The organism is Klebsiella sp. WP3-W18-ESBL-02, from assembly GCF_014168815.1.
Lineage (GTDB): Bacteria > Pseudomonadota > Gammaproteobacteria > Enterobacterales > Enterobacteriaceae > Kluyvera > Kluyvera ascorbata_B.
This window is the reverse complement of sequence record NZ_AP021972.1, coordinates 2,393,323-2,405,209: the sequence shown is the minus strand read 5'-3', so window position 1 is coordinate 2,405,209 and position 11,887 is coordinate 2,393,323. Positions and strand designations below refer to the sequence as shown.

The following is an 11,887-nucleotide window of genomic DNA, read 5'->3' as shown; positions in this document are numbered from 1 at the left end:
TTGAATGCTATCTTCTTAAGGTTTTCTTAATATTCGCATCTTTGGCAAAAAACATTTAATGCTTTATTGCCCACACCTTTTGGTCTGAGCCCGCACTGTATTTTATATAACAGCACATAATGCACAAATAGACGACGAGAAGAATATTCCTATCATCTCGTCATTATTCCGATCGTGACTATGATTGTTTAACAAGCCACCATCAGCGTGCATTGGCTTTATCGATCGCGTTATTTCCTGCCGCGCTTATGTTTATATTCACTCCCAATATGTCGACGACATGACCGTCAGCGGCTAACGGCGTGGTATTAGGGGGATTTATCGGCAAATGAAATCACCGCTTCCCCGGCCACAGCCGCGGCGATTTATCTCGGTGACCCCGTGCGCTGCATGCAGAAAGTATGAATACAGTGTACTCTCCCGGGTACGCTGCTAACCGGCGGCTGGGTAGCGTTCTGGCCTGTTTGTACGCCAGAGTCATGCGCCCCCTCGCCACACCCTATTGAACGTTCGGTGGTTTTCGATGAAAAAGCTGTTTGTGCAGTTTTACCTGTTGCTGTTTGTCTGCTTTCTGGTCATGACGATGCTGGTCGGGCTGGTCTACAAATTTACCGCCGAGCGTGCGGGGCGTCAGTCGTTGGATGACCTGATGAAAAGCTCGCTGTACCTGATGCGCAGCGAGCTGCGTGAGATTCCGCCGCGTAACTGGAGCAAAACGCTTAACGAACTGGATCTGAACCTGTCTTTCGATCTGCGCATTGAACCACTGAGTAAGTTCCAGCTGGCCGATAGCGCCATGCAGCACCTTCGCGCCGGCGATATCGTTGCGCTCGACGATCAGTACACCTTTATTCAGCGCATTCCGCGCAGCCACTATGTGCTGGCGGTCGGCCCGGTCCCGTATTTGTACTTTATGCATGAGATGCGGCTACTCGATATTGCCCTCATGGCGTTTATCGCCATTTCGCTGGCCTTCCCGGTATTCATCTGGATGCGCCCGCACTGGCAGGATATGCTACGTCTGGAAAACGCCGCGCAGCGCTTTGGCGACGGGCATCTGGGGGAGCGTATTCATTTCGACAGTTTATCCAGCTTCGAGCGGCTGGGCGTTGCTTTTAACCAGATGGCCGACAATATCAATGCGCTTATCGCCAGCAAAAAGCAGCTGATTGACGGCATTGCACACGAGCTGCGTACGCCGCTGGTTCGTCTGCGCTACCGTCTGGAGATGAGCGAGAACCTGACTGAAGCCGAGTCACAGGCGCTGAATCGCGATATTAGCCAGCTGGAAGCGCTGATTGAAGAACTGCTGACCTACGCACGTCTTGATCGCCCGCAGACCGAGCTTTCTCTGACCACTCCCGACCTCCCGCGCTGGATAGCCGCGCACGTTGAAGATGTGCAAGCGGTGAACCCGCAGCGAGACATCACGCTTAAGCAGTTGACCCAGGGCGACTACGGCGCGCTGGATATGCGCCTGATGGAACGCGTTCTCGATAACTTGATCAATAACGCCATGCGTTACAGTCAGTCCCAGATTCAGGTCAGCCTGACCCTCAGCGGGAGCCAGGCCTGCCTGCTGGTGGACGACGACGGCCCGGGTATTGCCGCCGATGAACGCGAGCGCGTATTTGAACCGTTTGTTCGCCTGGATCCCAGCCGCGACCGCGCGACCGGCGGCTGCGGCCTGGGTCTGGCTATCGTCCACTCCATCGCCACGGCCATGGGCGGACACGCTAGCTGCGAAAGCAGCCCGCTCGGCGGCGCGCGCTTCAGTCTGCAATGGCCTATTTACCACTCTATTTCCCTGCCCGCGGCTAGCTGACAGCGGTTTGCACGGTGCCGAATCGTGGATTATAGTCACAACATCAAAAGTATGTTGTAACTAATTAACAACAGAGGAACGCGACCATGGCCAGTTACGATCTCGTTGAGCGCTTAACCGACACCTTCCGCCAGCTTGAACGCAACCTTGCCGAGCTGCGCAACGAGCTGTCTGCGTGCCGTCTGCTGACGGCCCGCATCTTCGCGCTGCCGGAAGTACCGAAAACCGCCGAGCACGCCCCGCTGTCGCGCATTCCGGTTGTCCAGCATCTCGGCCAGCCGGCGTTTGCCATGGCGCTTCAGCACTTCAGCCACCTGTTTATTCAGCAGCAGTCGGAAAACCGCAGCAGTAAGGCCGCGGTACGTTTGCCCGGCGCAATCTGCCTGCAGGCAGGCAGCGAACAGCACGACGCGCTCAGCCGCCGGGTCCAGCTGATTAACCGTCTGAAAGCCGAGCTGGAACAGATTATCACCGTTGATTCCGGCCTGCCGTCGGTGGCCCGTTTCGAATGGGTTCATCGCTATATACCGGGGTTAATTACCCTCAACGCCTACCGCTCGCTCACCCTGCTGCACGACCCGAGCACGATTCGTTTTGGCTGGGCCAATAAGCACATTATCAAAAACCTGACCCGTGATGAGGTGTTGGCACAGCTGGAGAAGAGTCTGAAATCGCCCCGCGCCGTGCCCCCCTGGACGCGGGAACAGTGGCTGGCGCGGCTGGAGCGCGAATATCAGGACATTGCCGCCCTGCCGCAAAAGGCCAGACTGAAGATTAAACGCCCGGTGAAGGTGCAGCCCATTGCGCGCGTATGGTACGCCGGAGAACAAAAGCAGATACAGTACGCCTGCCCCGGCCCGCTGATTGCCGTCAGCAGCGGGCGCAACGGCGTCAGCGTACCGGATCTGGGCGAGCTGCTGGACTACGACGCCGATAATGTACAGCACCGGCATAAGCCGCAGGCACAGCCTCTACAGCTGCTTATTCCGCGGCTTCATCTGTGGCTCGCGACCGATTAACGCAGGCCCGGCAGGCTCCCTACCATCTCCTGCGGACGAACCCAAAGATCGAACTCTTCGGCGCTGAGATAGCCTAAAGCCAGCGCCGCATTTTTCAACGTCAGCCCCTCTTTGTGCGCCTTCTTGGCGATTTCTGCCGCTTTATCGTAGCCGATATGCGTATTCAGCGCGGTCACCAGCATCAGCGACTCATTAAGCAGTTGCTCAATTCGCTCGCGGTTTGGCTCAATGCCCACCGCACAGTGCGCGTTGAAGCTCTCCATGCCATCAGCCAGCAGTCGCAGCGATTGCAGCACGTTATGAATAATCATCGGCCGGTAGACGTTCAGTTCAAAGTTACCGGATGCCCCGCCCATATTCACCGCCACATCGTTGCCCATGACCTGGCAGCACAGCATGGTCATGGCTTCACACTGGGTTGGGTTGACCTTTCCTGGCATAATTGACGACCCCGGTTCGTTTTCCGGTATCGACAGTTCACCGATGCCGCAGCGCGGCCCCGATGCCAGCCAGCGCACGTCGTTGGCAATTTTCATCAGCGATGCCGCCAGCCCTTTCAGCGCACCGTGGGTATGCACCAGCGCATCGCAGGTGGCCAACGCTTCAAACTTGTTCGGCGCCGTCACAAACGGCTGCCCGGTCAGCGCTGCCAGCTCTTTCGCCACGCGAACCGCATATTCAGGATGGGTATTCAGCCCGGTTCCCACCGCCGTCCCGCCCAGCGCCAGCTCGCTCAGGTGCGGCAGGCTCTGCTCCAGATGACGACGATTGTGCTCCAGCATGGCCACCCAGCCGGAAAACTCCTGCCCGAGGGTCAGCGGCGTGGCATCCTGAAGGTGGGTGCGGCCGATTTTGACAATATCGCGGAAGCGTTCGGCTTTCTGGCGTAACGTTTCCTGTAATATCGCAAGCTGCACCAGAAGATGTTCGCGCAGCGCGATGACCGCCGCCACGTGCATCGCCGTCGGAAACACGTCGTTAGAGCTCTGACTTTTGTTGACGTCATCGTTCGGATGGACCTTACGAGCCATCCCGCGCTCGCCGCCCAGCAGTTCGCTGGCGCGGTTGGCCAGCACCTCATTCATGTTCATGTTGCTTTGCGTGCCGGAACCGGTTTGCCAGATGGCCAGCGGGAACTCATCCTGATGGCGGTTTTGCAGCACTTCATCGGCCGCCGCCATAATGGCACCGGCTTTATCCGCGGTGAGCAGGCCTAAATCCTGGTTGACCTTAGCCGCCGCGCGCTTGGTCAGCGCCAGGGCGTGAATCAGCGAAAGCGGCATTTTCTCCGTGGAAATACGAAAATGCTCCAGGGAGCGTTGGGTTTGTGCGCCCCACAGTTTGTCGGCGGGCACCTCGATAGGGCCCATTGAATCGCTTTCGCGGCGTGACGTTGTCATTACTTTCTCCTTGAATTCAAAGTGATTGTGAAGTGACAGTGCTCAAGCAGGCTAAGATCAGTATGGTACAAATAAAAAACCGCCCCGAGGGGCGGTGAAAGGATTACTTCACGCAGCGGGCGCACTGCGACGCCTGAATCTGCTGGAAGAAGTCGTTACCTTTGTCATCCACGAGGATAAACGCCGGGAAGTCTTCTACTTCAATTTTCCAGATAGCTTCCATTCCCAGCTCCGGGTACTCCACGCATTCAAGGCTCTTAATACTGCTCTGCGCCAGTACCGCCGCCGGGCCGCCGATGCTACCGAGGTAGAACCCGCCGTGTTTGTGGCAGGCATCGGTGACCTGCTGGCTACGGTTGCCTTTCGCCAGCATGATCATACTGCCGCCTTCCGACTGCAGCTGATCGACGTAGGAGTCCATACGGCCTGCGGTGGTTGGGCCCAAAGAGCCAGACGCGTAGCCCTCTGGCGTTTTTGCCGGGCCGGCATAGTAAATAGGATGATCTTTGATGTACTGCGGCAGACCTTCGCCTTTATCCATGCGTTCTTTCAGCTTGGCGTGGGCAATATCGCGCCCCACGATAATGGTGCCGCTCAGCGACAGGCGAGTGGAAACCGGATACTGAGACAGCTGCTTGAGGATCTCGCTCATCGGGCGATTGAGGTCAACCTTCACCGCTTCGCCTTCGCCAGCCTTACGCAGCGATTCCGGTATGTATTTACCCGGGTTGTTCTCCAGTTTCTCAATCCAGATGCCGTGACGGTTAATCTTCGCTTTGATGTTACGATCGGCGGAACACGAGACGCCCATCCCCACCGGGCAGGATGCGCCGTGGCGCGGCAGACGAATCACCCGAACATCGTGGGCAAAGTACTTGCCGCCGAACTGCGCACCCAGCCCCAGGTTCTGCGCCTCTTCCAGCAGTTCTTTTTCCAGCTGTACGTCGCGGAAGGCCTGACCGTGCTCGTTCCCCTCGGTCGGTAGGCCATCGTAGTATTTCGTGGACGCTAGCTTCACCGTCTTCAGCGTTGCTTCCGCGGAGGTCCCGCCGATGACGAATGCGATATGGTACGGCGGGCAGGCCGCGGTTCCCAGGGTACGCATTTTCTCAACCAGATAGCTTTTCAGCTTCGCCGGGGTGATCAGCGCCTTGGTTTCCTGATACAGATAGGTTTTGTTCGCCGAGCCGCCGCCTTTGGCAATGCACAGGAACTTATATTCGTCGCCATCGACGCTGTAGAGGTCAATCTGCGCCGGCAGGTTGGTACCGGTGTTGACCTCTTTATACATATCGAGAGGCGCGTTCTGCGAGTAGCGCAGGTTATCTTCAATAAAGGTGTCATACACGCCGCGCGCCAGCGCCGCTTCATCGCCGCCGCCGGTCCAGACGCGCTGGCCTTTTTTACCCATGATGATCGCCGTGCCGGTATCCTGGCAGGTCGGCAGAATACCCTTCGCGGCGATATCCGAGTTACGCAGGAACTGCAGCGCCACGTACTTGTCGTTTTCGCTGGCCTCCGGATCGTTAAGAATATCGGCCACCTGCTGCTGATGCGCGGGGCGGAGCATAAAGGAAGCGTCGTGGAAGGCGTGTTTGGCGAGGAGCGTCAGCGCTTGCGGGGCAACTTTGAGGACTTCCTGCCCTTCAAATTCTGCGACGGAAACGTAGTCGTTGCTCAACAGATAGTATTCGGTCTCATCCTTTTTTAACGGAAAAGGATCCTGATAATAAAAAGGTTTATTCGACATTGTGCTCTCACTTACTGCTTTGATGATGTTGTTAAAGGCAGTCTTTCCATTTGCCCGGTTAAAAGCGAGTTACCCTATCGTACACAATTTTTTAACAAAAACTGAGACTAGTACGACTTTTTATTTCTTGAGAATACGCGCGCGCTTTTTTTTGCTTTAATACGTCGCAAAGAATCCACATTGAAACAGGGCTTGATAATGCAAAAACTCATTAACTCAGTGCAAAACTATGCCTGGGGTAGCAAAACTGCGTTAACGGAACTCTACGGAATGGCCAATCCTGACGATCTGCCGATGGCGGAACTGTGGATGGGCGCGCACCCGAAGAGCAGCTCAAAAATTGCCGATGCTCAGGGAAATGTTCATTCACTGCGTGAGGTGATTGACGGCGACAAAACCGCGCTGCTGGGCGAGAAAGTCGCCGCGCGGTTTGGCGAATTACCCTACCTGTTTAAAGTCCTGTGCGCCGCACAGCCGCTTTCCATTCAGGTGCATCCGAGCAAAACGGCTGCGGAAACCGGTTTTGCCAAAGAAAACGCCGCCGGTATCGCACTGGACGCGGCGGAACGTAACTACAAAGATCCCAATCACAAACCTGAGCTGGTCTTTGCCCTTACCCCCTTCCTGGCGATGAATGCCTTCCGCGAATTCGGCCAGATCGCCGCGCTGCTGGCGCCGGTCGCCGACGCGAACCCGCTGATCGGTCAGTTTATTGCGCAGCCCGACGGCGACAACCTGAGCGCGCTGTTTGCCGGTCTGCTTAATATGCAGGGCGCAGAAAAAGCCCACGCCCTGCAGGTGCTGCGTCGTGCGCTGGAAGCCGAACGTGGCGACGCCTGGGATGCCATCCGCCTGATTGCCGAGTTCTACCCTGACGATAGCGGCCTGTTCTCACCGCTGTTGCTGAACATCGTCAAGCTGAATCCGGGCGATGCCATGTTCCTGTACGCCGAAACGCCGCACGCCTACCTGCGCGGTACCGGTCTGGAAGTGATGGCGAACTCCGACAACGTACTGCGCGCCGGTCTGACGCCGAAATACATCGATATTCCGGAACTGGTGGCGAACGTTAAGTTTGTTGCCAAACCGGCGAACACGCTGTTAACGCAGCCCGAGAAGCGCGGCAGCGAGCTGGACTTCCCGATTCCGGTCGATGATTTTGCTTTCTCTTTACATGACCTCAGCGCCAGCGAAACCCACCTGGCGCAGGACGGCGCGGCGATCGTCTTCTGCTTAGAGGGCGAGTCTGTACTGCATAAAAATGGCCAGCAGTTGGTGCTAAAACCGGGCGAGTCGGCGTTTGTCGCCGCCAATGAGTCACCGATTCAGGTCAGCGGCAGCGGCCGCTTAGCGCGCGTCTATAATAAGTTAAAGTAAATACTGAAGTTTCTGGACAGGCTTGCTACTCTTTCGCATAGCCTTATGACTTAACCAGGCGGCCTATTCGCCTGGTTTCATTTTTACGGACAAATACGATGAAAAAAACGCGGGTTGCTGTAGGCATCATTGTTGCTTTGGGGGTTATCTGGACGGGCGGAGCCTGGTACACGGGTAAACAGCTGGAATCACGCATCGCCGAAATGGTGTCACAGGCGAACGCCCAGTTGAAGCTGACCGCGCCGGAAGCGGGCCTTGAACTGAGCTACCAGGACTATCAGCGCGGCGTGTTCAGCAGTCAGCTGAAAATGGTGGTCAAGCCGCTGACGGGGGCCGAAAATTCATGGCTGAAACCGGGCCAGAGCGTACTGCTCGATGAAACCGTCAGCCACGGCCCCTTCCCGCTGGCATCGTTAAAATCCTTCAATCTGGCGCCAGCCATGGCGTCGGTTAACACCGTACTGGTCAACAACGATGTCACCAAACCGCTATTCGATATCGCCAAAGGGCAATCGCCGTTCGATATCAATACCCGTATTAGCTACGGCGGTGATACCGAGTCGGCTATTACCCTCAAGCCACTGGATTACGAGAAAGACACCGATAAAGTGACCTTCAGCGGCGGCGAATTCGTTCTCTCCGCCGACAGCCAGGGTAGCCTGGTGTCGCTGACCGGCGAAGCGAAGAGCGGCCAGGTTAACGCGGTCAACGAATACGATCAGAAGGTGCAGTTTACCTTTAACAACCTGAAAACCGACGGTTCGAGCAAACTGACCTCGTTTGATGAACGCATCGGCGATCAGACGCTGAGCGTCGAACGTCTGGCGATGAGCGTGGAAGGTAAAGATCTCGCCGAGCTCAACGGTATGCGCATTGCCGGTAAGTCTGAACTGACCGCCGACGGCAAAAAAATCAACAGCCAGCTCGACTACTCGCTTAACAGCCTGAAGCTGCAAAACAAAGACTTCGGCAGCGGACAGCTCACCCTGAAGGTCGACGGCATTGACGGTGTCGCCATGCATCAGTTCAGCCAACAGTATCAGGCGCAGACCCAGGCGCTAATGGCGCAGCCGGACCTGGCAAAAAACCCGGAGCTGTATCAGCAAAAAGCGGTAGATGCACTGTTCAGCTCGCTGCCAATCCTGCTGAAAGGTGACCCAGTAGTGACACTGTCTCCGCTGAGCTGGAAAAATGCCAAAGGGGAAAGTTCGCTGAACCTGTCGCTGGCGCTGAAAGACCCGGCGCAGGCTACCGGCGAAGCGCAGACGCTGTCACAACAGGTCGATCGCGGCGTGAAATCGCTGGACGCGAAGCTGAATATCCCAACGGACATGGCTGTCGAACTGATGACCCAGGTGGCGCAGCTGGAAGGCTATCAGCAGGAAGAAGCCGCTAAGCTGGCCAAACAGCAAATTCAGGGGCTGGCCGCGATGGGGCAAATGTTCCGTCTGACCACCACCCAGGATGACGCCATCAGCAGCAGCCTGCAGTATGCCTCAGGCCAGGTCACCCTGAACGGGCAGAAAATGCCGTTGGATGATTTTGTCGGTATGTTCGGGATCCCGACGCTGGCCGACCCGGAAGAACCGGCGGACGCGCCGGCAGAGACGCCGGCACAGTAAGCCGCAGATAAGCCTACGGCCCCCGCGAAAAGCCCCGAATTGGGGCTTTTTTATTTTCTCACCACCAGCCGTGGCGGCATAATCAGATTTCGCGCCTCGCCCTGGCCGGTTTCAATGCGCTGCAAAATGCGCTCCGCCACGCTTTTGCCCATGTCACGGGCAGGCGTCGTTACCCAGGTTAAGGGCACATCGTCAAGCGCCTGCTCCGGCACCTCAGCAAACGCCGCCAGCGTGACCCGCTGCTCATAATAACTTTCAACGCTGTCTTCGCCGCTCTGCTTACCGGCGCGCATCAGGCCGAACCACGCGCCTACCGCAATCACGCTGTTGTAACACAGCACCGCGGTGATGGTCGGGTTGTGGCGCAGCAGGCCGGTAATCGCTTCCGCCGCCTGTTTCTGGCTGGACTCGCACTCCAGCACCCAATCGCTATGGAACGGCAGGCCGTACTTGATGAGCGTTGCGCAGTAGCCGCCCACCCGCTCCGCGCGGGTCAGCGATGAACTTTGCCCGCCCAGCCAGGCAATGCGCTGATGGCCGCGCCGAATCAGATGCTCGGTCACCAGTTGGGCCGCCTGCATGTTATCCGGGCGAATAATGTCGACCTCGTCGAGATAGCTGGCGCGGGAGGCAAACACCAGCGGCGTCTCGGTTTCAGCGGCTTTGGCCCGCAGTTCTGCGGCCCGGTCGACCGAACCGGCAATCACCACGCCGTCGACGCCCTGCGACACCAGCGCTTCAAAACGCTGGAGCATTTGCTCGCCGCAGTTGCCCCCCTGGGTCAAAAAGACCATTTTCCCCTGCGACTCGAGGGCGGCGGTTAACCCCGCCGTCAGTTCCGCATAAAACGGTGATGACAGATCGCCGACAATCAGACCAATCACGCCGGTTTGCCCGCCGCGCAGCGACACCGCCTGGCGGTTGCGCACGAAGCCCAACTGGTCAATCGCCTGATAAACCCGTTCCCCCGTGGCCGACGAGATACGCCCCTTGCCGCTCAGGACCAGCGAAACGGTGCTGACGGAAACGCCTGCCGCCAGCGCAACATCGTTAATGGTGACTTTCTTTGCAATCGCCATAGCGCCTGCGCGACTCCTTTTGCTTATCCGATAAAACGTTTTATCTCTAGGTATACTTTATAAACTGTATTATCCATTGCTTTTGTGATTTGTTTCTCACTAAAAATTGATAAAACGTTTTATCTTCCTTTACCGAAATTACCAGAAACCTTTTTTCAGGATTAAGGAGTCGTTTCATGACGGCGAAAACCGCACCAAAAGTCACCCTCTGGGAGTTCTTCCAGCAGCTTGGCAAAACCTTTATGCTGCCGGTCGCGCTGCTCTCCTTCTGTGGGATTATGCTCGGTATCGGCAGCTCATTAAGCAGCCATGACGTCATCACGCTACTGCCATGGCTCGATACCCCGTTCCTGCAAGCAGTCTTTATCTGGATGAGCAAAGTTGGCTCATTCGCGTTCAGCTTCCTGCCAGTGATGTTCTGTATTGCCATCCCGCTGGGTCTGGCGCGTGACAATAAAGGCGTTGCGGCCTTTGCCGGTTTCGTCGGCTACGCGGTCATGAACCTGGCGGTAAACTTCTGGCTGACGGCCAAAGGCATTCTGCCAACCACCGACGCCGCCATTCTGAAAGCCAACAACATCCAGAACATTATCGGTATTCAGTCCATCGACACCGGTATTCTCGGCGCGGTGATCTGCGGGATCATCGTCTGGATGCTGCACGAACGTTTCCACACCATCCGCCTGCCGGATGCGCTGGCGTTTTTCGGCGGTACCCGCTTCGTGCCGATTATTACTACCGTGGTCCTGGGCCTGGTCGGTCTGGTGATCCCGCTGGTGTGGCCGATTTTCGCCATGGGCATTAACGCGCTGGGTCACGTGATCAACAGCGCGGGCGATTTTGGTCCGATGATTTTTGGTACCGGCGAACGTCTGCTGCTGCCGTTCGGCCTGCACCATATTCTGGTGGCGCTGATCCGCTTTACCGAAGCCGGCGGAACCATGGACGTCTGCGGCCACAGCGTCAGCGGCGCGCTGACGATTTTCCAGGCCCAGTTGAGCTGCCCAACAACCCACGGCTTCTCCGAAAGCGCTACCCGCTTCCTGTCGCAGGGTAAAATGCCGGCCTTCCTCGGCGGCCTGCCCGGCGCTGCGCTGGCGATGTACCACTGCGCTCGCCCGGAAAACCGTCATAAAATTAAAGGCCTGCTGATTTCTGGCGTCATTGCCTGTGTCGTCGGCGGCACCACGGAACCGCTGGAATTCCTGTTCCTGTTCGTGGCACCGGTACTGTACGTCATTCACGCGCTGTTGACCGGCCTGGGCTTCACCATGATGGCGATTCTTGGCGTCACCATCGGTAACACCGACGGCAACATTATTGACTTCGTGGTGTTCGGTATTCTGCACGGTCTGTCTACCAAGTGGTATCTGGTACCGGTAGTGGCAGCGGTCTGGTTCGCCGTGTACTACGCCATTTTCCGCTTCGCTATCGTGCGCTTTAACATTAAAACGCCGGGCCGTGATATCGACAACGCACCGGCCGCAGAGCACGTTACCAGCGGCGCAACCGGCAAATCCGGCTACAACGTTCCGGCAATCCTGTCCGCACTGGGCGGCGCAGAGAACATTGTTTCGCTCGATAACTGCATCACCCGTCTGCGTCTGTCGGTCAGCGATATGGACAAAGTCAACGTCGATGCGCTGAAGGCCAACCGGGCGATTGGGGTGGTTAAGCTCAACCAGCACAATCTCCAGGTTGTCATCGGCCCACAGGTTCAGTCGGTGAAAGATGAAATGTCGGTATTGATGCATTCCGTACAGGCGTAAACCACTTTGCCCCCGCCCGCCGCGGGGGCACAATAGCTCACCTCTT

8 protein-coding genes are annotated in these 11,887 nt (G+C 57.0%); 5 read left to right on the top strand and 3 right to left on the bottom strand.

Going from position 1 to position 11,887, the window contains the following annotated elements:
- Positions 1 to 523 precede the first annotated feature (523 nt).
- On the top strand, positions 524 to 1,825 hold the full coding sequence (rstB, locus tag H7R56_RS11380) for a two-component system sensor histidine kinase RstB (RefSeq protein WP_182928662.1): 1,302 nt from the start codon (positions 524 to 526) through the stop codon (positions 1,823 to 1,825).
- Between the two features lie 86 nt (positions 1,826 to 1,911).
- Positions 1,912 to 2,844: a DNA replication terminus site-binding protein gene (tus, locus tag H7R56_RS11375; protein ID WP_106926850.1), complete on the top strand. Its 933-nt coding sequence runs from the start codon at positions 1,912 to 1,914 to the stop codon at positions 2,842 to 2,844.
- Here tus and fumC read toward each other — a convergent pair.
- Both fumC and fumA read right to left on the bottom strand, forming a co-directional pair.
- On the bottom strand, positions 2,841 to 4,244 hold the full coding sequence (gene fumC, locus H7R56_RS11370; protein WP_106926848.1) for a class II fumarate hydratase: 1,404 nt from the start codon (positions 4,242 to 4,244) through the stop codon (positions 2,841 to 2,843). The genes tus and fumC overlap by 4 nt on opposite strands.
- Before the next feature lie 103 nt (positions 4,245 to 4,347).
- Entirely contained in the window at positions 4,348 to 5,994 is a 1,647-nt protein-coding gene (gene fumA, locus H7R56_RS11365) for a class I fumarate hydratase FumA (RefSeq protein WP_106926846.1), read from the bottom strand.
- Between the two features lie 198 nt (positions 5,995 to 6,192).
- Here fumA and manA point away from each other — a divergent pair, with 198 nt between their 5' ends.
- Both manA and H7R56_RS11355 read left to right on the top strand, forming a co-directional pair.
- On the top strand, positions 6,193 to 7,371 hold the full coding sequence (manA, locus tag H7R56_RS11360; RefSeq protein WP_106926844.1) for a mannose-6-phosphate isomerase: 1,179 nt from the start codon (positions 6,193 to 6,195) through the stop codon (positions 7,369 to 7,371).
- 98 nt (positions 7,372 to 7,469) lie between these two features.
- Positions 7,470 to 8,993, top strand: a complete 1,524-nt coding sequence (locus H7R56_RS11355; RefSeq protein WP_106926842.1) for a YdgA family protein — start codon at positions 7,470 to 7,472, stop codon at positions 8,991 to 8,993.
- A gap of 50 nt (positions 8,994 to 9,043) precedes the next feature.
- On the opposite strand, the gene H7R56_RS11350 is transcribed toward H7R56_RS11355, so the two are convergent.
- Entirely contained in the window at positions 9,044 to 10,072 is a 1,029-nt protein-coding gene (locus H7R56_RS11350; RefSeq protein WP_106926840.1) for a Mal regulon transcriptional regulator MalI, read from the bottom strand.
- 176 nt (positions 10,073 to 10,248) lie between these two features.
- Between H7R56_RS11350 and malX the strand changes: the two genes are divergently transcribed.
- Complete coding sequence (gene malX / locus H7R56_RS11345; protein ID WP_106926838.1) at positions 10,249 to 11,841, top strand: maltose/glucose-specific PTS transporter subunit IIBC; 1,593 nt, start codon at positions 10,249 to 10,251, stop codon at positions 11,839 to 11,841.
- The last annotated feature ends 46 nt before the right edge of the window (positions 11,842 to 11,887 follow it).